Genomic DNA, 20,487 nt, shown 5'->3' with positions numbered 1-20,487 from the left:
CGGCGCGCGGCGGTCGGTGGCGGGTCTGAGCAGCGGTCAGCGGTCAGCCGGCGGCGGAGTGGATCGCCGCGCGGAGCGCGTCGGTGTCGGTGAGGTCCGGCAGCACGCAGTGGGCCCCGGCGGCCGCGAGTTCGTCGGCCGTGACCCGGCCCGTCGCGACCGCCACACAGGCCGCGCCCGCGTCGAGCGCCCCGCGTACGTCGTGCACGTGATCGCCCACCACCACCGCGCGGGAGGGCGGCACATCGAGCCCGCGGCGGGCGGCTGCGACGAGGGCCTCGCGCACGAGGTGGGCGCGATCGGCGTGGTGATCCCCGAACGCGCCGAGGTCCGGGTCGGGCAGCCCGTCGAACCCGCAGAGCCGAAGCTTGAGCAGGGCGGTCCGACGCATGTTGCCCGTGACGATCCCCTGGTGCACCCGCGGGTCCGCGGCCAGAGCGGCGACGGCCTCGTGCGCGCCGGGCAGGGGACCGCCACCACCGGCCAGGAGATCGTCCCCGAAGGTTTCGCATCGCCGGGCCACGGCGTCCATGAGGGAGGTGACGAGCTCGTCGTCGTCGGGCCCGGTCGCCCCGTTCAACTCGAGCAGATCGGTGAGGATCGCGCGGTCGGTGCGGCCCGCGAACGACGCGCCCAGGACAGGCTCGCGGCCGAGGAGGTCGGCGAGCGTCGGGGCGATCATGCGGGCGCCGAAGCCGGCCGGGTCGAGGAGGGTGAGGTCGAGGTCCCACAGGACCAACACGTCGGTCACGTCTCGCGCGGCCCCGGGAGATCGGGCGAGGGGGAGCGCTCGGCGCCGGGGGCCGGGACGAGCCCGGGGGCGCCCGGGGCGGGGGCCACCGCGCCACTCGCCGCCCCCACCCCGCCCGGCCCGGACGCCTCGAACGTCGCCATCAGCGGCCCCAGCCAGGTGGTGAGGAAGGCGCGGAGGTCGTCGTCGGAGCGGGTGTCTGGCGAGTCGAGGCACAGGACGGACCATCCGACGTGCATGCCGATGTCGGCGACGAGGTCCAGCCGCCCGGCCAGCTCGGGGAACCGCTCGGCGGCGGGGGCGAGGAGGGCCATGCAGTACTCGTGCGTGCGGGAGGCCGCGCCGGGGTCGAACATCGGGTTGGCGCCGCCGCCCAGGGCGAGCACCCGCAGCAGTGGGTCGCCGAGGATGCGGTTGCGGCCCTCGACCGCGATGCCCACGACCAGCTCGAGGGGCGTGGCGGAGTCCGCGAGCAGGTCGGCGAACGCGCCGGTGAGCATGGTGAGCCGCTCGGTGACGGCCTGGGAGACGAGTTCCTCGCGGGTGCCGAAGATCGAGTAGATGGTCTGGCGGCTGACGTTGGCCTGTTTGGCGACCGCCGCGATCGTGACACCGCCGAACCCGGCCCGCCCGATCACTTCTCGGGTGGCCTCGAGGACGGAGTCGCGGGACCGCATTTCCTTACCTTAGAAGACAACGCCGATGTCGCGTCGCACGATTCGCTCCAGAGCGCGTTCGGCGACGGCGGCGATCGTCAGGGACGGGTTGCACGCGGCGGTCGTGCCGGGGATGAGCGCGCCGTCGAGGACGTAGAGCCCGCGCTGGCCGAGCACGCGCCCGTCGAGATCGCAGGTCTGGCCCATCGCGGCGCCGCCGAGGGGGTGCCAGGTCGAGTTGAGCATGCGGTTGGTGTCGGTGAGGTGGCCGGTGGGGCCGACGATGCGCCGCGCGGTGGGGTCGATGTGACCGTGGAGGATGCCGGTGTCACCGTGCGCGGGCCAGCGGATGACGCCGCGATCCTGCGCGGGGTCGTAGACGACCTGCCCGCGGTCGGCGCTGACGCCGTAGCCGACGAGAACGGTGCTGTGCAGGTGCGGGCCGAACGGCGGGAGCGAGGCCTGGATGAGGGTGTGGGCGGCGGTGGGGTCGTCCCAGTTGAGGCTGCCGTAGACCACGGGCCCGCCCTGGACGGCGCCGAAGCCGGCGGTGGGGTCGGTCCACATGTAGATGCGGTCGGCGTTGGTGCCCCAGCCGGCACCGACGGTCTCGGGAAGGTCGGTGACGGCGTCGGTCGCGGCGGCGCGGGTGAGCAGGGTGGAGGTGCCGACGGAGCCGGCGGCCAGGATGAGGGCGGGCGCGCGCATGGCGAGGGTGCGCAGGAGGCGGCCGGAGGTGTCGAGCTCTTCGACGTCGATCTCCCAGCGGCCGTCGGGCAGGCACCGCATCGCGCGGACGTCGTGCAGGGGGCGGACGTCGACGCGGCCGGTGGCCTCGGCGCGGGCGAGGTAGGTGACGTCGACGGAGTGCTTGCCGCCGTTGTTCACCCCGAGCGAGCTGTCGCCGTTGGTGTAGGCCGGGCGCATCTCGCCGCGCAGTTCGGCGAGCGCGTAGTCCCAGTCGATGGGCATGGGGATCTTGCGCAGGGGCAGACCGGCGTCGCGGACGCGCTGCGCGAAGACGCGGGACGCGGCGTAGGTGTGCGAGGCGACGAGCTCGTCGGGGGCCTCGGCCAGGCGCAGCATGCGGGACACGCGCGGGTAGTACTCGCGGTCCATCTCGGCCCAGTCGACCCCGCCGGGGAACCACGTGTGGAACAGCTCCTCGGTGGGCTGCAGCGCCATGCCCTGGTAGATGAGGGACCCGCCGCCGACGCCGGTGGCGCACACGGACGTCATGTTCTCGCCGACGGAGGCCTCGAGCAGGCCGGTGTAGCGGGGGAGGTCGACGGGGCGGCCGAAGACCTCGGGCGCGGAGCGGAACCACAGGGCGCGCTCGTCGGGGGAGGTGGCGCTGGGGAAGGTGGTGGCGTCGGGTCCGGTGGTCCACCGTCGCCCCCGTTCGACGACGACGACGTCGACGCCCGCCTCCGCGAGCCTGAGCGCCGAGATGGCACCGCCGAATCCGCTGCCGACCACGATGCACCGGTGGTCCTGCACCTCGTGGGGGATCCGCCCGGTGGCGGGGGCCGCTGCGGCGGGGCCTGCGGAGCCGGTGGGCTGCGCGGCCGCGGCGGGGTCGGCGGCGAGGGCGGCGAGACCGGTGGCGGCGAGGCCACCGAGGAATCCTCGGCGGGAGAGGTGCGGCATGAGGCCTCGTTCTCTTGGCGTCGGAGGTGACGGTCGCCACGTCCCTGCGAGAAACTAGACACTCCGTCCGGACAGCGTCAAGGTCTTCGTCGGGCCGGTCGATCCCGGCCGCGGCGGGGCGGGCGTCCGTAGGATCGCGCCATGGGCGGGAAGAAGAGCGGGTCGAAGAGCGGCGCGAAGGCCGGGGCCGAGGGTGGTGCCGGCACCAAGGCCGGGCCCAAGAAGAAGGACCGGCTGCCGAGCGGGCTCGAGAAGCTGCCGGGCAAGGCCTACGAGGCGGAACTCGAGCGGCTGCAGGCCGAGCTGGTCGAGATGCAGGCGTGGCTGCGCGCGACCGGGAACCGGCTGGTGGTGGTGTTCGAGGGGCGTGACGCCGCGGGCAAGGGGTCGGCGATCAAGCGCATCACCCAGTACCTCAACCCCCGGCACGCGCGGGTGGTGGCGTTGCCCGCGCCGACGGAGGTGCAGCGCACGCAGTGGTACTTCCAGCGGTATATCGAGCACCTGCCCGCGGCCGGGGAGATCGTGATCTTCGACCGGTCCTGGTACAACCGGGCGGGCGTCGAGCGGGTGATGGGTTTCTGCACGACCGACGAGTACCGCCGGTTCCTGCACCAGGCGCCGATCTTCGAGCGGCTGCTCGTCGAGGACGGCATCATGTTGCGCAAGTACTGGTTCTCGGTGTCGGACGAGGAGCAGGAGCGCCGGTTCCGCTCGCGGCACGAGGACCCGATGCGCCGCTGGAAGCTCTCGCCGATGGACCTGGAGTCCCTCACGCGCTGGGAGGACTACAGTCGCGCGAAGGACGAGATGTTCATCCACACGGACATCCCCGAGGCGCCGTGGTTCACGGTCGAGTCGGAGGACAAGAAGCGGTCGCGGATCAACGTCATCTCGCATCTGTTGTCGACGGTGCCGTGGGAGCAGCTCGAACCTCCGGAGCTGGAGATCCCCGAGCGCCCGCCGAACACCGGGTACGAGCGCCCGCCGCGTGAGGAGTTCAAGTACGTGCCCGACGTGGCGTCGCGGCTGCTGGGGCGGTGAGGCCGGTGGTGCGGGCGGGGGCATCGAGGTAGGAGTTCCTAGTATCTGTGCTCCGCTCCGCGCGGGGCCTGACACACTGGGGGCATGAGTGAATTCGTCATCACCCGGCGTGAAGGCCGGATGCAGCACATCGTCCTGGACCGCCCCAAGGCCCTGAACTCGCTGGATCTGCCCATGTGCAGGGCACTGCACGCGGCGCTCGACGACGCCGCGAAGGACGAGGGTGTCGAGGCCGTGGTCACCACGAGCTCGTCGGAGAAGGCGTTCTGCGCGGGCGGCGACATCCGCGCCCTGCGCGACGCGGCGGCGTCCGGCGACCACGCGGCCAACCGGGAGTTCTTCTCGGAGGAGTACGCGATGGACCTGGCGTACCACACCCATCGCGTGCCGACGGTCGCCGTCATCCACGGTGTCGCGATGGGCGGCGGCCTCGGTGTCTCGATCAACGGTTCGCACCGCGTGGTGACCAAGAAGGTCATGATGGCCATGCCGGAGACCGCGATCGGGTTCATCCCCGACGTCGGCGCGAGCCACTTCCTGCCCCGCCTGTGCGGCGGCGGGACCCGGGGGCTGGCCGTGGCGATCTACCTGGGTACGACGGGGGTGCGGATGAACTCCGCCGACGCCCTGTACACGGGCCTGGCGACGCACCTGATCGACGACGACGAGCGCAACGCCTTCGTCGACGCGATCGGCGCGAACGGGTTGTCGGAGGCGCTCCGGAGGTTCGGTCTCGAGCGCGAGGCGGCGGGGGAGTCCGCCGTCGAGGCGAGGATCGACCGCATCGAGGACGTCTTCTCCCGCGGGACCGCGCAGGAGATGATCGCGGCCCTGGAGGCCGGGGAGCAGGACGACTGGGCCACCGAGACGCTCGGGATGCTGCGCTCCCACTGCCCGACCTCGATCGTGGCGACCATCGAGCTGCTGCGCGCGGGAGCCGAGGCACAGGACCTGCGCGAGTGCCTCGACAACGAGCTGGCACTGGGTGGGTGGATCACCGCCCGCCCGGATTTCGTCGAGGGCGTGCGCGCCGTGGTGATCGACAAGGACCGCAACCCCAGCTGGGATCCCGCCGACCTCGACGCGGTGGACGTCGACGGCATCCGGGCGGCGCTGACCGGCAACTGACGGGACTACTCTGGGCGGCGTCCGGCGCGCAGGGCGCCGCCCACGAGGAGGACCATGGCCAGCACCGGTGACGGCCCCGCGACGTCAGCACCACACGAGGAGCCCAAGGGGTGGGGCATCGCGGGCGTCACCGTGGTGTCCCTCGCCGCCGCGCTCGTGGTCCTGTGGGGGATCTCGGAGCACGCGCACATCCTCATGCCGGCGTTCCTCGCGTTGAACCTGGTGATCGCGGCGCAGCCCCTGCAGCGTCTCCTCGACCGGTCGGGACTGCCGCGCTGGGCGGGGACGATCGTCGTCCTGCTCGTGCTGTACGTCGTGCTCCTCGCCCTGATCGGGTCGTTGGTGTGGGCGCTGTGGGTGGCCGCCGAGGAGATCCCGCAGTACCAGGACAAGTTCGTGGAGCTCTACGATCAGAGTCTCGAGCTCCTCGGCGGTCTCGGCGTGAGCCAGGACCAGGTCGCCTCGAGTCTGCAGGGCGTCCTGGATCCCGGGACCATCATCGGCACGGTGCAGAACGTCGCCGGTCAGCTCTCCGCGGCCGGCGGGCAGCTCACGGTGCTGATCATCGCGCTGACCTTCCTCGTGTTCGACATCCCCGGCGTCTTCCGCCGCCGTCCGGCGATCGCCCGCCAGCGTCCACGGCTCGCGGATGCGTTGGGATCCTTCACCGACGGGGTGAAGTCGTACTGGATCGTCTCGACCGTCTTCGGTCTCATCGTCGCGGTGATGGACGCGGTGGCCCTGTGGATCCTCGGCGTGCCGCTCGCCCTGGTGTGGGGCGTGCTGGCGTTCGTCACCAACTACATCCCCAACATCGGCTTCGTGTTGGGTCTCGTCCCGCCGGCCCTGTTCGCGCTGCTCACCGGCGGGCCGGGCGACGCGATCTGGGTCGTGGTGATCTACTGCGTCATCAACCTCGTCATGCAGAGCTTCGTCCAGCCCAAGTTCACCGGCGACGCGGTCGGGCTCACGCCCACCGTCACCTTCTTGTCGTTGGTGTTCTGGGCGGCGGTCGCCGGGCCCCTGGGCGCGATCCTCGCGGTCCCGCTCACCCTCATGGCCAAGGCGTTCCTCGTGGACGCCGATCCGCGGATGGCGTGGTTCGCGACCTTCCTCACCACACCGGAGGCGGACTCCCGCCGGGGCCGTCGGCGCGCGGAGAAGCTGGACGCGGCGGGCCGCTGACGGCTCCCCGCCTGGCGGCACGGGCCGCGGACGGCTCCCCGCCTGGCGGCTCGGGCCGCTGACGGCTCCCCGCCTGGCGGCACGGGCCGCTGACGGCTCGCCGCCCGGCGGCACGGGCTGCTGACGGCTCCCCGCCCGGCCGCGCGGGCCGGCCGACGCGGGTCAGTCGTCCCCGTCGCCCGGGTCGACGCGGGTGAACGTGCCGAGTCCGTTGGCGTCGAGCAGCTCGACGGTGACGGCGTCGCCCTCGAAGGTCACGCTCCCGCGCGAGCCGCGCGGCCAGTTCTCACCCACCGGGCTCACGGCGAAGGTGTCCCCGTCCCAGGGCTCGAGCGGCCACACCAGCGGCCCCGGGCCCACGGCCAGCGCGAGGTCGCTGTCCGAGGCGTCGGCGTCCGAGGCGTCGTCGCCCGCGGCGCGCCGCACCTCGATCTCGCCGAAGTAGTCGTTGCGGTACACGCCGAGCAGCTCCTCGGCGGGCCGCGGGGGCGTCGGCGCGGAGGGCTGGCGCGTGGAGACGAGGTCGCCCACCGGGTCGAGCAGCGGGCCGAACGCCTCCGTGTACAACTGACGCCACTCGAGCGCCGGGTCCCCGTACTGGGCGTAGTCCGCGAACCGCGCGTTGATCGTCTCGGCGACTCCCTCGGGCGCGGCGTTGGTGAGGGTGATGATGCCCAGGTCCAGCGACGGCATCATCAACATCGCCGTACCCGCGCCGAGGGCGAACGCTCCCGAGTGGCTCCACTGGACGCGGCCCGAGGAACTCGTGCCGATGTTGAACCCGTAGCCGTAGGACCCGGTGCGGTCGGCGGCGGACTGCGGGGGCGCGGACACGGACTGCGGGGTCAACGCCTGTCGGAGGGCGTCGGAGGGGACCACCTGGGCACCACCGGGCCCCTTGCCGTCGTCGAGCACCATCGACATCCACCGCGCCATGTCGGTCACCGACGAGCTCAGGCCACCCGCGGGGGCCTGGGCGTCCGGGTCGCGCGCGGGGTCGGCGGGGATCCACGCGCCGGACGACTCCCCGGACTCGGCGGCGGGGGCCCGCACGTGGCCGACCGCCCGGTTGCCGCGGTCGAGCAGCTCCTCGTGGCTGAACGAGGTGTCCGACATGCCGAGGGGGTCGAAGACGCGGGCGCGGGCCAGTTCCGCCCACGGGGTGCGGGCCGAGGCGGCCACGGCCTCCGCCCCGGCGGTGAGCCCGAAGTTGGTGTACGCGTACGAGGCGCGGAACGGCTCGAGCGGGAGGTGACGGAGCCCGTGCAGGATCGCGGGCCGCTCGTAGCCCAGGTCCTCGAGGTCGTCGCCGGCGTGCTCGGGCAGCCCCGAGCGGTGGGCGAACATGTCGCCCACCGTCACGACGTCCGAGATGCGGGGGTCGGAGAGCGCGAACCACGGCAGGAACTCGCGGACCGGGGTGTCCCAGCCGACGCGGCCGCCGGCGCTCTCGGCGGCCACGACCGTCGCGCTGACCGGCTTGGAGATCGAGGCCAGCGGGAAGACCGTCCGCGCGTCGACCGATTCACCGGTCTCGGTGCTGCGGACCCCGAAGCCCTCGGCCAGCGCGACCTCGCCGCCCCGGACCACCGCCACCGCCGCGCCCGGCACGCCCGAGGCCTCGAGTTCCTCCTCGACGATGTCGGTGACCTTCCCGATCGCGTACTCGACGCGGTCCTCCGAGACCTCGAGCCCGGAGTACGCGGCGGGGCTCTGCCCGGGCTCCGGATCCGGTAGCGGGACGCCGCACGCGGAGACGGCCACGGCCACCGCCGCTCCGATCGCCGCTGCGGCGGCGAGGCGCGGTCGGGTCTGGCGTCGCGGGGCCGGGTTCGGGGTCATTGCCCCAGGTTAGTCGTCCGGAGGGCGGGATCGCGGGAACAACGCAGCCGGGGTCGCGTGGCGGGTCTCAGGCGCGGTCGCGTGCCCGTTCCCAGTTGGCCGTCCACGCCTCGGCGCCGCCCATGAGCTGGCGTTCGAGCTCGGCGCGGTCGGGGCCGGCGCGGTGCAGGACGTCCGCGGCCCAGTCGGCGTAGAGGCCGTACTGCGCGACGCCGTCGACGTTGAGGTCGTAGACGCGATCGGCGACGCGCCAGCGGTCCATGACCTCGCCGCTGGGCGCGGTGAAGGGGTAGACCAGCGGGTCGTCCGCGGCGCTGGGCCGGGGTTCGGCCAGGGGCGCGAGCCCGTTGACGTCGGAGCCGAACCCGTAGCCGTCGAACGGTCGGGTGGCGCCGGCGGTGTTGGTGCGCCACTGTTCGAGGAATCCCACGTCGAAGTTCTCGGTGGCGTCGGCGGGCCAGGCGAACGCGGCGACGAATCCGCCCTGCTCGTGGACCCGCCGGGTGTTGCCCTGGGTGGCCCAGGCGTGGTCCACGACCAGCCCGGTGTAGCCGGCCTCGGCGGCCATGTCGAGAGCGCGGTGCGCGGTCTTGACGCCCATGTGGTCGATGTTGATGACCATGCCACGTGCCATCATCCCGCGGATGGCGTGCTCGCCGAGGGCGGTCAGGCCGCGCACGTTGCACAGTGGTCGCTCGGGGTAGACGGGCAGGGCCGCGCCGGCCGGGGCCCCGGAGGAGGCGGCCGCGAGACCGTCGGCGACGGGGGTGCTGGCGAGCGGTTGGGCGTGGTCGGCGTCGGGCCCGGCGCAGGGTTCGGCCTCCCAGAAGCGCTGGGTGCCGAGCTTGTTGCCGATGTTCACCGCGAGCCCGGCGAGCTCCTCGTCCATGCGCGCACCGCCGAGGGCGTTGTCGAACTTGTGCACCGGGAACACGGTCGACACGCCCCAGGAGGCGAACTCGTCGAGGCCGCGGTCGATGTCGGCGGTGGTGCACAGGGGCGCGTCGTCGACGATCCGGCACCCGAACGGTTCCGACGCCTCGACGCCGAGGGTGACGGCGAGCTTGCCCTGCGCGGCGATGTTCCGGACCTCCTCGGGGGAGCGGGCGATCCGGAACCAGCCCCGCCCGGGCCCGCCGTGTTCGGCGTCGATGTGCGCCTCCATGCGGCCCAGGTAGTCGACCTGGTGGCGTAGTTGTTCCATCTCGTCGCACGAGGTCCGCGCGGGCACGCCGAGTCCGACGAGCGCCTCGCACAGCACGCGGTTGGCGACGAGGTGGTTGTTGAGCACGCGCAGCCCGCCCCGCCACGCCCGCTCTATACCGGTGTAGTGGGCCTGCTCGTGCAGTTGCGAATCGTGCGACGGCCACTGGGCGAGGGTCGGGAACCCCTGGGGGCCGCCGGGCAGGTCGGTGCCGCCGAGGACGGCCTCGAGGAGCGCGAAGTGTCCGGTGCCGGAGTGCGTGGGGCAGTCGGCCAGGGCCTCGGCGAGGCCGCCGGGGGCGAACGGCTCGCCGCACCGGAGGGCGCCGCCGAAGGCCTGGGAGGCGGTGATGTGCGCGTGCGCGTCGACCATCCCGCTGATCGGCGCGGCGCCGCCCGGGGCGGGCCCGCCGGTCGTGACCGTGGTGGGGGCCTGCGCCCTGCTGGTCCCCGCGCCGTGAGCGGTGGTGACGGCGGCGACGAGGACGACGACGAGGGCGACGACGAGCCCCGCCGGCGCCCACCGTGAGGCGATGCCGGGATGGGCGGAACGTGCGGGACCGAGCGTCTGCGCCGTCATGGCCCGACCCTAGCCCCGCCGCCCGGGCGGGTGGGGGAGTTCCCGGGCGGCGGGGCGGGGCCGCGTCAGAGCTGGCGGGCGACCTCGGAGGCGACGAGCTCGAGGTGGTCGAGGTCGGACATGTCGAGCACCTGCAGGTAGATGCGGCGGGCCCCGATCTCGGAGTACCGGCCGATCTTTTCGACGACCTCGGCCGGGGTGCCGGCCGCGCCGTTGGTCCGCAGCTCGTCGACCTCGCGCCCAATGGCATCCGCGCGGCGGGAGATCTCGGCCTCGTCGCGTCCGCAGCACAGCACGAGGGCGGCCGAGCGGATGATCTCCTGGGGCGCGCGACCGCGGGCGGCACACGCCTCGTCGACGCGGCGGTACTGGGTGGCGACGGTGTCGACGTCGGCGAAGGGGACGTTGAACTCGTCGGCGAACCGGGCGGCGAGGGCGGGGGTGCGCTTCTTGCCGTGGCCGCCGACGATCACGGGCGGCGGCGACTGCACGGGCTTGGGCAGGCCGGGGGAGTCGACGAGATCGACCCGCTTGCCCCGCACGGTCAGCGACTCGCCGGCGGGTGCGGACCACAGCTGCTCGAGCGCGCCGAGGGTGTCCTCGAGCAAATCGAACCGCTCGCCGAGCGGTGGGAACGGGATGCCGTACGCGGTGTGTTCGTCCTCGTACCACCCGGCGCCGAGGCCCACGTCGAGGCGTCCGCCGGACATCACGTCGACCTGCGCGAGGGAGATGGCCAGGGGGCCGAGGTGGCGGAACGTCACCGAGGTCAGCAGGGTGCCGAGCCGGATGGTCGAGGTCTCGCGGGCCAGACCGGCGAGGGTGAGCCAGGCGTCGGTGGGGCCGGGCAGCCCGCTGACGTCGCCCATCTTGAGGTAGTGGTCGGAGCGGAAGAAGGCCTCGTAGCCGAGGTCCTCGGCGGCGCGGGCGACCGCGAGCTGGTCGGCGTACGTCGCGCCCTGCTGGGGTTCGACGAAGACGCGGAGGGAGACACGGGAGTCACTGGTCATGGTGTCCAGCTTGCCCGCGGACCGCCCGTCGCCGCCAACCGCCCGGTCGGCGGGTCAGTCGGTGTCGGCGACCAGCGGCTCGATGGTGAGGTGGTCCATCTCCTTGGTGATGTACTGCAGGCGCCACTTGTCGCCGAAGAGCGCCAGGAGCTCGCCGTCGGTGCGGGTGAACACCTCCACGCCGCGCTGGCGGCCGAGTTCGGCGGCGGACTCGGCGTCGGTGCGACGCGCGATCGAGTACGGGAGGTTGTCGACCATCACCTCGACGTTGAACTCGGCCTTCATGCGGGCTGTGACCACCTCGAACTGCATGGGGCCGACCGCGGCCATGACCGGGTTGGCGTCGCCGCGGGCGTCGTTGCGCAGGATCTGCACGACCCCCTCGGCGGCCAGCTGATCGATGGCCTTGCGGAACTGCTTGTACTTGCCCAGCGACTGCGCGCGCACCACCGCGAAGAACTCGGGGGCGAACTGCGGGATCGGCGGGAACTCGACCTTCTTACCGGTGTAGAGGGTGTCGCCGGGGGCGAGCCCGGTGGCGTTGACCAGGCCCACCACGTCGCCCGGGTAGGCGGTCTCCACGGTCGAGCGGTCACGCCCGAACACGGTGAGTGCGTACTTGGTGGTGAACGGCTTGCCGGTCTGGGCGTGCTGGACCACCATGCCGCGCTCGAACTCGCCCGAGACCACCCGCATGAACGCCAGGCGATCCCGGTGCGCGGCGTCCATTCCGGCCTGGACCTTGAAGATCATCGCCGAGAACGGGTCGGAGGTCTCGCGCGGCTCACCCGAGACGGTCGGCCACGCCGGCGGCGGCGGGGCGAGCTCGACGAGCGCGTCGAGGATCTGGTGCACACCGAAGTTGAGCATGGCGGAGGCGAAGATCACGGGGCTGGTCTCGCCGGCGAGGTACAGCTCCTGGTCGTGGTCCTGACCCATCGCCGAGAGCAGTTCGGACTCCTCGACCGCGGTCTCCCACACGTCCCCCTCGCGGGCGGCGGCGGTCTCGGGGTCGTAGTGCTCCTCGGGCGCGATCGTCGACCCGCCGGCGGTGCGGGTGAAGTGGACGTACTCCTCCGGCGCGCCGCCCTCGCCGCGTCGCAGCAGGCCCCGGTAGTCGCCCGCGATACCGACCGGCATGTACAGCGGGGTGGGGACGAGGCCGATCTGTTCGGTGATCTCGTCCAGCAGCTCGAGCGGAGCCCGGCCGGGCCGGTCCCACTTGTTGATCACCGTGATGATCGGCAGGCCGTTGTGCTTGCACACCCGGAACAGCTTGAGGGTCTGCGGCTCGAGCCCCTTGGCGGCGTCGATGAGCATGACCGCCGCGTCGACGGCCGTGAGGACGCGGTAGGTGTCCTCGGAGAAGTCGGCGTGGCCCGGGGTGTCGACGAGGTTGATGACGTACGGCTCGTCGTCGGGGTCCGAGTCCTCGGGCGCGTACGTGAACTGCAGGGCCGTGGAGCTGACGGAGATACCGCGGGCCTTCTCCATCTCCATCCAGTCCGAGACGGTGGAGCGGCGCCCCGACTTGCCGTGGACCGCCCCGGCCTCGTTGATGACGCGCGCATGGAGGGCGAGGGCCTCGGTCAGTGTGGACTTGCCGGCGTCCGGATGGGCGATCACGGCGAACGTCCTGCGGCGCGCGACCTCGGAGGCGACGTCCAGGGTGCTGTCCGAACCCGGGGCGTGCCCGCCCGTTCCGGTGTCCTCGGCGGTCTCGGTCACGCGCACTCCTCCTGGCAGTCGACGGCCCTCGTCGTCGTCACCCAGGGTACGTCCGCCACTTCCCCGGCACCGAATCCGGCGACATCGCCCCGCACCCGGGGTGGCGCGCGAATGCCGAGGTCAGGCCCTGCGCGGCCGGCGCGGCGTCGGCCGCGGTGACCTGCGGTGTCGGGCACCGCTTCTGCGAGGCGGGGTTGACGGTGCTCACGCGGGGGCCCACTATGGCGATACCCGGTCTATAAGGGGACGTTAATGCGGACCGGGTGCGGCGCCCGCGCCGGTGTCGGAGTCCGTCCCTACGGTGCGCGGGGGCGGCGGGGTCGACGTCGCGGGACGATCAGGGGGGGACGAGATGGATGCAGGGGGAGCGGGGGACGGTCGACAACCGGACACCGCGAGCGGTCGGGGGGCGGCGGAGGAGCGCAGGGGGGCGCTCCGCCAGCTGCTCCCCGCGGTCGAGCGGTTGCGCGGGCTGCGGGAGGACGGACAGGTCCGGGGCGCGTGGGCGAGCCATCGCACGCTGCTGCGCTATCCCGGGGTCGAGGATGACGCCCGCGCGGTGATGGCGGCGTTCGACGGGGGAGTGCTCACGAGGCGCGACCACCTCGAAGAGCTCGCGCGGCGGGGCCTGTCGCACGGGGGCCTGACCGACCTCGCCGGGCTGGCGGAGACCGCGGACGAGGAGCTGACGCGGGCGCTCATCACGTGGGTCGTGCGGTCCGAGAGGTTCGAGGGCGGGGTGGTCGCCGAGGCGCTGCGGGAGGGCACGCTCGTGACGTTGCTCGACCGGCTGCGCGAGCTCTACGACCTCTGAGGGCCCGCGCTCGTGGGGTGGCCGGCGATCCCGGGTGCGTCAGCTCGCCGCGGGTGGCCGGAGTGCGGCCAGGTAGCGGCGCGTGAGTCGGTCCTGCTCGGCGCGGGCGACGGGCGCGCCGAGCCTGGCCAGCAGCGTTGCGTGCGCGGATTCCGCGGCGATGGTGAGCCCCACGGCGTCGGTGCCCGGGTCGCGCCACACGAGGAACCGTTCCCACCCGCGTTCGGGATGGCCCGGCAGTGCGCGGTAGGTGAAGCCCCGCGCGTCGGGGAGGTCGGTGACGTCGGTGACCTCGCACGGTGCGGTGAGCCGCAGCCACGCCGCGGGGCCCGTCCGGGGCCGGAGGGTCACCGTCCGGCCCGGGGTGGCGGGGCCGTCGGCGACGACGACGAGGCCGGCCCGACGGTGCATCTCCCAGTCGAGGAGTCCGCGGCTCGCGCGCTCGAAGAGGTCGGCCCCCGTGCCGAGCAGGGCCCGACGCTCGAACCGCCGGGTCCGGCTCACGCCGAGTGGACCTGGTTCTGGGCCGTCTCCAACCCGTGCTTGAGGAGGAGTTCGACGGCGTCCGCGGCGTCCTGGACGAGGAACGGCACGTCCGGCTGCTCGAGCTTGGAGAAGCGCTTGAGGACGAAGTCGGCGACCGCCATCCGGCCCGGCGGGCGGCCGACCCCGGCACGGACCCGGATGTAATCCCGCGTGCCGAGCGAGCCGGACACCGAGCGCAGGCCGTTGTGGCCGCCCTCGCCGCCCCCGCGCTTGAGGCGGACCTGGCCGAAGTCGATGTCGATCTCGTCGTGGACCACGATCACGTCGGTGGGCTTGACGGAGAAGTACTTGGCCACTGCCGCGACCGGTCCGCCGGACAGGTTCATGTAGCTGCGGGGGCGCGCGAGCACCACGGGCCGGTCGGCCAGGCGGGTCTGGGCGATCTCGCAGTTGGTCTTCTTGTGGGTGGAGAAACTCGCCGGCATGGGCAGAGCCCGCGAGGCGAGTTCCTGCAGGACGTCCCAGCCGATGTTGTGGCGGGTGCCCTCGTAGTCGGGTCCGGGGTTGGCCAGGCCCACCACGAGCGTGGGGCCGGTCGGCTGGTCGGCGGTAGTCACGGGCCCATGATCCCAGACGCCGGGGGTGGGCTCATATCCGCAGCTCGGTGCGGGCGGTGGCGAGCACGGCCCCGGTGAGCGCGTCGAGATCGGGGGACTGGAGCTTCCAGTGCTGCCAGTACAGCGGAACGTCCAGCGGGCGGTCCGGCGAGACCTCCACGATCTCCCCGGAGACCAGCCACGGCGTGGCCAGTTGTTCGGGGATGAGCCCCCAGCCCAGCCCGGCGACGATCGCGCGGACGTGGTCGTGCGAACTGGGGATGAAGTGCCGTGGCCCGGTCGGCTCGCGGCGGGCCAGCCTGCGGTAGTGGTGGTTCTGATGGCCGTCGCTGCGGTCGAAGTCCACGATGGGCGCCCGGCCGAGCGCGGCGGTGGTCGTGCCCTCGCGCAGGTGCCGGGAGACGAACCCCGGGCTGGCGCAGGCCAGGTAACGCATAGAGCCCAGCGCGAGCGCGCGGCATCCCTGCACCGGCCGCGACTGGCTGGTCACCGCCGCCATCACCTCGCCGCGACGCAGCAGCTCACTGGACAGGGACTCGTCCTCGCGGCGGATGTCAAAGACGACCCGGCCGCCGTCGTGGACGTCGGTCATGGCGTCGAGGAACCAGGTCGACAGTGAGTCCGAGTTGCACGCCACCGCCAGCACGACCGGGCCCTGCCCGGACCCGAGGTCGTCGAGCTCCCCGGCGAGCGACTGTTCCAGGTGGAGCATCTGCCGGGCGGTGCGCAGGACGGTCTCGCCGGACTCGGTGGCGGTGATGGGGCGTTCGCGGCGGACGAGGATCCGGCCCGCGGACTCCTCGAGCGCGCGGATCCGCTGGGACACCGCGGACTGCGTGATGTGCAGGTGCGCGGCGGCGGCCTCGAACGAGCCGAGGTCCACCACGGCGACGAGGGTGCGGAGCTGGTCCAGCTGCAGAGCGTTCATAAGTATTACTGATGCTAGAGCAGAATCTGTAGTCGCACTACTGATGGACGTCTGCCTAGATTGGTGGTGTGACCACGACATCCACTCTCTTCGCGGGCGCCGGCATCGGCCTCGGACTCATCGCCGCCATCGGCGCGCAGAACGCGTACGTCCTGCAACGATCAATCCGGGGCGACGTGTCGATGGTGCCGATCGTCGTGTTCTGCGTGCTCTCTGAGGCCGCGCTCATCCTGCTCGGGGTGGCGGGGGTCGGCGCACTCATCGAGACCGCACCGGCCGCGATCACGGTGTTGAAGTGGGTCGGCGTGGCGTTCCTGGTCACCTACGGCACGTTCGCCGCCGCCCGGGCCCTCCGTCCGGGGGAGGGGCTGCAGGCCGCCGGTGGCGGACGGGTCCCGTCGACGATGGGGGCGGTCGCGGCGTGCGCGGCGTTCACCTGGCTCAACCCGCACGCCTACCTGGACTGCGTGGTGTTCCTCGGCACGCTCGCCAACCAGCACGGGGCGGAGCTGCGATGGGTTTTCGCCGCGGGGGCGTTCCTCGCCGGCGCGGTGTGGTTCTCGCTCATCGGCTTCGGCGGTAAGGCTCTGCGCGGGCTGTTCTCCAGGCCCGGGGCGTGGCGGGTGCTCGACGGGGCGATCGCGGTGATGATGTTCGTCCTGGCGGTGGGGCTCCTCCGCGGCTAGTCCGCGAGCCCGCCGGCCCCCCCCGCAGCCGCGCTCAGCCAGCCTCCGCGGCCCCTCGCAGCCGCGCCCGGCCTCTCGCAGCTGCCCCGCGGCCCGCCCCTCGCAGTCGCCCCCGCGGCCCGCCCGCCGGCCATTCGGCCGCTAGCAGAGCCCTCCGCGGCTGGCCCCTTTACAGCCGCGTGCGTCGATGGCGTCTCGCGCGCACCGGCGGGCAGGCGGGACGCCATGCCGGGGAGCGAGGATGGGATGTGGCGTGCGGGCGTGGAAGCGAGACGCCATCGGCGGGAGCGAGACGCCATCGGGGGGGAGCGGCTGCGCGAGCAGGAAATAGGGAACGGGCCCGGGACGACACAGTGGTCGTCCCGGGCCCGTGACCTGTTCGCCGTTACTGCACGGCGGTGGGGGATCAGCCCTCCTCGGCGGCCTTCGCGGCGTCCTCGGCGGCCTCGCCCTGGGGAGCGGACTCCTCGTCGGCCTCGAGGTCGGCGCTCGACGGGGCCTCGATGACATTGACGAGCAGCGTCTCGGGGTCAGAGATCAGGGTCGCGCCGGAGGGCAGCTGCACGTCGGCGGCGGTGATCTGGGTGCCGGCCTCGACGCCCTCGACGGAGACCTCGAGGTCCTCGGGGATGTTGGTGGCCTCGACCTCGACCTCGATGACGTCGGCGTCGGTGGTGACCAGGGTGCCGGGGGCGGCCTCGCCGGTGACGAGCACGGCGATCTCCACGACGACCTTCTCGCCCTTCTTCACGACGAGCAGGTCGGTGTGCTCGATGACGCGGGTCAGCGGGTGGATGTCGATCTGCTTGGGCAGTGCGAGCTGCTCCTCGCCCTCGATGTCGAGGGTCAGCAGGGCGTTGGTGCCGTTGTGGCGCAGGATGGCGGCGAACTCGAGCGCACCCAGCAGCAGGTGGCGGGGCTCGGTGTGGTGGCCGTACAGCACCGCGGGGACCTGGCCCTCGCGGCGGGCGCGACGGGAGGCGCCCTTGCCGAACTCGGTCCGGACGGCGGCGGCGATCTTGTTCTCAGACATGCGATGACCTCTGTGTGGGTATTTCGGGCCCGGCGCGAAGCGCACCCGAGGCCGAGACCAGAGGTGATCGCGTCGATAACGGAGCGACCCCTGGGGATCCTCCCTCGCCGAGATGACGCGACAAGCCTAGCGGCGCCCGGTGCGCGGCCTCAAATCGGGCGCGGGCCACGCCACGCGGGCGCGGGCGTGCGGGCCACGCCACGCCGGCGCGAACCCGCGGGCCCGAACGCACGGGACCCGCCGCCCTCGAGGAAGGGACAGCGGGTCCGGGTGTGCGCGGGTGTCGGCGCGACGCCGACAGACGGTCTCAGAGGATGTCCTCGACCTCCGCGGTGGGACGCGCGAGGCGCGTGCCCTTGCCGGTGACGACGAAGGGGCGCTCGATCAGCCGCGGGTGGGCGACCATCGCGGCGAGCAGTTCGTCATCGGAGGCGTCGATGAGACCGAGCTCGGTGAACTCCGCCTCCTTGACGCGGACGGCCTGCCGCACCGTGATCCCGGCGTCGGAGATGAGCGTGCGCAGCTCCTCCACCGTGGGCGGGGTGTCGAGATACTTGATGATCGTCGGCTCCACACCCCGCTCGCGCAGCAGCTCGAGGGCCTGCCGCGACTTGGAGCAGCGGGGGTTGTGGTAGATCGTCGCGTCCATGGGGAGGACCTACGCCGACCCGTTGAACAGGCTGGTGACCGAGCCGTTCTCGAAGACCTCGTGGATGGTCCGCGCCAGCAGCGGCGCGATGGACAGCACGGTGAGGTTCTCGAACCGCTTCTCCGGCGGGATCGGCAGCGTGTCGGTGGTGATGACCTCCTTGGCCCCGCACGACGCGAGACGCTCGGCGGCGGGATCGGAGAAGATGCCGTGCGTGGTGGCGATGATGACGTCGCCGGCACCGGCGTCCTTGAGCACCTTCACGGCGCCGGCGATGGTGCCGCCGGTGTCGATCATGTCGTCCATGAGGACGCAGGTCTTGCCCTCGACGTCACCGACGACGCGGTTGGACTTCACCTGGTTGGGGACGTTCGGGTCGCGGGTCTTGTGCACGAACGCCAGCGGGGCGCCGTCGAGCGCGTCGGCCCACTTCTCGCCCACCTTGACGCGACCGGCGTCGGGGGAGACCACCACGATGTTGTCGGTGCCGTAGTGCTGGCGCACGTAGTCCGACAGCTGCCCCTGGGCGTGCATGTGGTCCACGGGGCCGTCGAAGAAGCCCTGGATCTGGTCGGTGTGCAGGTCGACCGTGATGATGCGGTCGGCGCCGGCGGCCTTGAGCAGGTCGGCGATGAGGCGGGCCGAGATCGGCTCTCGGCCGCGGTGCTTCTTGTCCTGACGCGCGTACGGGTAGAACGGCAGAACCGCCGTGATCCGCTTGGCGGAACCCCGCTTGAGCGCGTCGATCATGATGAGCTGCTCCATGATCCACTTGTTCAGCGGAGCCGGGGCGCTCTGGAGCACGAACGCGTCGCAGCCGCGGACCGACTGTTCGAAGCGGACGAAGATCTCGCCGTTGGCGAAGTCCCGGGCAGTCTGCGGGGTGACCTCGACCCCCAGCTCCGCGGCGACCTGATCGGAGAGTTCGGGGTGCGCGCGACCCGCGAAAAACATCAGGTTCTTCTGGTTGTCGATCCACTCGCTCACTGCGTGAGTCCGTCCTTCTGGGAGTCGTTCCGGGCACGACGGGCGGCCTCTGCCGAGCCGGAATCCGGCCGGTTCCTGATCACCCAGTCGTCGATGTTCCTCTGCCGCCCTCCCGACACCGCGAGGGCACCGGGCGGGACGTCGTCCTTGATCACCGTACCCGCGCCGGAATAGGCCCCGTCCCCGACGGTCACGGGGGCCACGAACATGGTGTCCGAACCGGTACGGCAGTGATCGCCGATCACTGTACGGTTCTTGTTCACGCCGTCGTAATTGACGAACACGCTCGACGCCCCGATGTTGGTGTGCTCGCCGATCTGAGCGTCGCCGACATAGGTGAGGTGCGGGACCTTGGTGTGAGCACCGATCGTCGACTTCTTGACCTCGACGAACGTGCCGATCTTGGTGTTGGCGCCCAGGTCGGCCTCGGGCCGCAGGTACGCGAACGGGCCCACCTCCGCGCCAGCCCCGACTGTGGCGCTCACCGCATGTGAACGCACGACCGTCGCGCCCTCGCCCACGACCGTGTCCTGCAGCGTGGTGTCCGGGCCGATGGTCGCGCCGTCGGCGACGACCGTCGCGCCCTGCAGGTGCGTGCCGGGCAGGATCGTCACGTCCCGGCCGATCTCCACGCCCACGTCGAGCCAGGTGCTCGAGGGGTCGACGATCGTCGCACCGGCACGCATGGCGGACTCGCACAGGCGGCGGTTCATCTCGCCGGCCAGCGCGGCCAGCTGCACGCGGTCGTTGACGCCCGCCACGAGATCCGTGTCCTCGACGCGGTGCCCGCGGATGAGTCCGTTGGCCCGCCGGGCCAGCTGGATGACATCGGTGAGGTACAGCTCGCCCTGGGAGTTGTCCGTGCTCAGCTGCCCGAGCTTGTCCCGCAGGACCTGCGCGTCGAACGCGTAGATGCCCGAGTTCACCTCGTCGATCGCCCGCTCGTCCTCCGAGGCGTCCTTGTGCTCGACGATCCTGAGCACCTCGCCGTCGTCGTTCCTCACGATGCGGCCGTACCCCGTGGGGTCCGGTGCCGTCGACGTGAGGACGGTGACCGCCGCCCGTGGGCGCATGTCGTGACGGCTCACCACCTCTCGCAGCGTCTCGGCGTCGAGCAGCGGGATGTCGGACGTGGTCACCAGGACGGTGCCGGAGAAATCGGCGGGCAGTCCGGACATCCCCGCCGCGACGGCGTCGCCGGTGCCCTTCTGTTCCTCCTGGACCGCCGTCGACACCGGCACCCCGAGGTCGGCCGAGAGTTCGGACACCGCGGCCGAGACCTGCTCGCGCTGGTGGCCCACCACCACGACGATCGCGTCGGGCTCCAGGCCCGCCGCCGCGTGCAACGCGTGGCCGAGCATGGTCCGCCCGCACACGCGGTGCAGCATCTTGGGGGTGGCGCTCTTCATCCTGGTGCCGGAGCCGGCGGCCAGGATGATGACCGCGGTCTGCGCGCGATCGGTGTGCGGTGTCGTCATCAAGTCTCCTCGGGCGTGGCAGCGCCGTGTGG

Annotated in this window: 19 protein-coding genes; 5 read left to right on the top strand and 14 right to left on the bottom strand. The window is 72.3% G+C overall.

The window, feature by feature from the left end:
- Positions 1 to 43: 43 nt before the first annotated feature.
- The 3 genes from RWK90_RS03800 to RWK90_RS03790 are packed head-to-tail and all read right to left on the bottom strand — an operon-like array spanning position 44 to position 3,057.
- On the bottom strand, positions 44 to 751 hold the full coding sequence (locus RWK90_RS03800) for an HAD hydrolase-like protein (RefSeq protein ID WP_314034914.1): 708 nt from the start codon (positions 749 to 751) through the stop codon (positions 44 to 46).
- Positions 748 to 1,428, bottom strand: coding sequence for a TetR/AcrR family transcriptional regulator (locus tag RWK90_RS03795; protein WP_314034910.1), 681 nt, complete (start codon positions 1,426 to 1,428; stop codon positions 748 to 750). Before RWK90_RS03795 ends, RWK90_RS03800 begins: the two co-directional genes overlap by 4 nt.
- Before the next feature lie 9 nt (positions 1,429 to 1,437).
- Entirely contained in the window at positions 1,438 to 3,057 is a 1,620-nt protein-coding gene (locus RWK90_RS03790) for a GMC oxidoreductase (protein ID WP_314034908.1), read from the bottom strand.
- A gap of 141 nt (positions 3,058 to 3,198) precedes the next feature.
- Here RWK90_RS03790 and ppk2 point away from each other — a divergent pair, with 141 nt between their 5' ends.
- From ppk2 to RWK90_RS03775, 3 genes are all read left to right on the top strand, one after another.
- Positions 3,199 to 4,101, top strand: a complete 903-nt coding sequence (gene ppk2, locus RWK90_RS03785) for a polyphosphate kinase 2 (RefSeq protein WP_314034906.1) — start codon at positions 3,199 to 3,201, stop codon at positions 4,099 to 4,101.
- Positions 4,102 to 4,185: 84 nt separating this feature from the next.
- Positions 4,186 to 5,229: an enoyl-CoA hydratase/isomerase family protein gene (locus RWK90_RS03780; protein WP_314034904.1), complete on the top strand. Its 1,044-nt coding sequence runs from the start codon at positions 4,186 to 4,188 to the stop codon at positions 5,227 to 5,229.
- A gap of 54 nt (positions 5,230 to 5,283) precedes the next feature.
- Positions 5,284 to 6,414, top strand: coding sequence for an AI-2E family transporter (locus RWK90_RS03775; protein WP_314034902.1), 1,131 nt, complete (start codon positions 5,284 to 5,286; stop codon positions 6,412 to 6,414).
- 162 nt (positions 6,415 to 6,576) lie between these two features.
- Here RWK90_RS03775 and RWK90_RS03770 read toward each other — a convergent pair whose 3' ends face one another.
- The 4 genes from RWK90_RS03770 to RWK90_RS03755 all read right to left on the bottom strand — a co-directional run bounded on the left by RWK90_RS03770 (position 6,577) and on the right by RWK90_RS03755 (position 12,717).
- Positions 6,577 to 8,256: a serine hydrolase domain-containing protein gene (locus RWK90_RS03770; protein WP_314034900.1), complete on the bottom strand. Its 1,680-nt coding sequence runs from the start codon at positions 8,254 to 8,256 to the stop codon at positions 6,577 to 6,579.
- A gap of 67 nt (positions 8,257 to 8,323) precedes the next feature.
- The gene (locus RWK90_RS03765) at positions 8,324 to 10,039 is read right to left on the bottom strand and encodes a hypothetical protein (RefSeq protein WP_314034899.1); all 1,716 of its coding nucleotides are present in this window, start codon (positions 10,037 to 10,039) and stop codon (positions 8,324 to 8,326) included.
- Positions 10,040 to 10,104: 65 nt separating this feature from the next.
- Positions 10,105 to 11,049, bottom strand: coding sequence for an LLM class F420-dependent oxidoreductase (locus RWK90_RS03760; RefSeq protein ID WP_314034897.1), 945 nt, complete (start codon positions 11,047 to 11,049; stop codon positions 10,105 to 10,107).
- Between the two features lie 54 nt (positions 11,050 to 11,103).
- A complete protein-coding gene (locus RWK90_RS03755) occupies positions 11,104 to 12,717 on the bottom strand; it encodes a peptide chain release factor 3 (protein ID WP_314035908.1) in 1,614 nt (537 codons plus the stop codon).
- 412 nt (positions 12,718 to 13,129) lie between these two features.
- Here RWK90_RS03755 and RWK90_RS03750 point away from each other — a divergent pair, with 412 nt between their 5' ends.
- On the top strand, positions 13,130 to 13,591 hold the full coding sequence (locus tag RWK90_RS03750; protein WP_314034895.1) for a DUF6508 domain-containing protein: 462 nt from the start codon (positions 13,130 to 13,132) through the stop codon (positions 13,589 to 13,591).
- A 39-nt stretch (positions 13,592 to 13,630) separates the two neighbouring features.
- Here the strand turns inward: RWK90_RS03750 and RWK90_RS03745 are convergent, their stop codons facing one another.
- From RWK90_RS03745 to RWK90_RS03735, 3 genes are read right to left on the bottom strand one after another with little or no spacing between them, the layout of a single operon-like run.
- On the bottom strand, positions 13,631 to 14,095 hold the full coding sequence (locus tag RWK90_RS03745; RefSeq protein WP_314034893.1) for a DUF1990 domain-containing protein: 465 nt from the start codon (positions 14,093 to 14,095) through the stop codon (positions 13,631 to 13,633).
- Positions 14,092 to 14,694, bottom strand: coding sequence for an aminoacyl-tRNA hydrolase (gene pth, locus RWK90_RS03740; RefSeq protein WP_314034891.1), 603 nt, complete (start codon positions 14,692 to 14,694; stop codon positions 14,092 to 14,094). The genes RWK90_RS03745 and pth overlap by 4 nt, the downstream gene beginning before the upstream one ends.
- Before the next feature lie 31 nt (positions 14,695 to 14,725).
- Positions 14,726 to 15,622, bottom strand: a complete 897-nt coding sequence (locus RWK90_RS03735) for a LysR family transcriptional regulator ArgP (RefSeq protein ID WP_314034889.1) — start codon at positions 15,620 to 15,622, stop codon at positions 14,726 to 14,728.
- A 68-nt stretch (positions 15,623 to 15,690) separates the two neighbouring features.
- Between RWK90_RS03735 and RWK90_RS03730 the strand changes: the two genes are divergently transcribed.
- On the top strand, positions 15,691 to 16,308 hold the full coding sequence (locus tag RWK90_RS03730) for a LysE family transporter (protein ID WP_314034887.1): 618 nt from the start codon (positions 15,691 to 15,693) through the stop codon (positions 16,306 to 16,308).
- Positions 16,309 to 16,714: 406 nt separating this feature from the next.
- Here the strand turns inward: RWK90_RS03730 and RWK90_RS03725 are convergent, their stop codons facing one another.
- From RWK90_RS03725 to glmU, 4 genes are all read right to left on the bottom strand, one after another.
- The gene (locus RWK90_RS03725; RefSeq protein WP_314034886.1) at positions 16,715 to 17,341 is read right to left on the bottom strand and encodes a 50S ribosomal protein L25/general stress protein Ctc; all 627 of its coding nucleotides are present in this window, start codon (positions 17,339 to 17,341) and stop codon (positions 16,715 to 16,717) included.
- Positions 17,342 to 17,648: 307 nt separating this feature from the next.
- Positions 17,649 to 17,990 carry an arsenate reductase (glutaredoxin) gene (arsC, locus tag RWK90_RS03720; protein WP_314034884.1) on the bottom strand — a complete coding sequence of 114 codons (342 nt, stop codon included), beginning with the start codon at positions 17,988 to 17,990 and terminating at the stop codon, positions 17,649 to 17,651.
- A gap of 9 nt (positions 17,991 to 17,999) precedes the next feature.
- Positions 18,000 to 18,977, bottom strand: a complete 978-nt coding sequence (locus RWK90_RS03715; RefSeq protein ID WP_007630089.1) for a ribose-phosphate diphosphokinase — start codon at positions 18,975 to 18,977, stop codon at positions 18,000 to 18,002.
- Complete coding sequence (glmU, locus tag RWK90_RS03710; protein WP_314034880.1) at positions 18,974 to 20,455, bottom strand: bifunctional UDP-N-acetylglucosamine diphosphorylase/glucosamine-1-phosphate N-acetyltransferase GlmU; 1,482 nt, start codon at positions 20,453 to 20,455, stop codon at positions 18,974 to 18,976. Before glmU ends, RWK90_RS03715 begins: the two co-directional genes overlap by 4 nt.
- Positions 20,456 to 20,487: the final 32 nt, after the last annotated feature.

The organism is Dietzia sp. CH92 (assembly GCF_032248695.1).
In the GTDB taxonomy this organism is placed as follows: Bacteria; Actinomycetota; Actinomycetes; order Mycobacteriales; family Mycobacteriaceae; genus Dietzia.
This window is presented reverse-complemented; position numbering and strand designations above follow the sequence as displayed.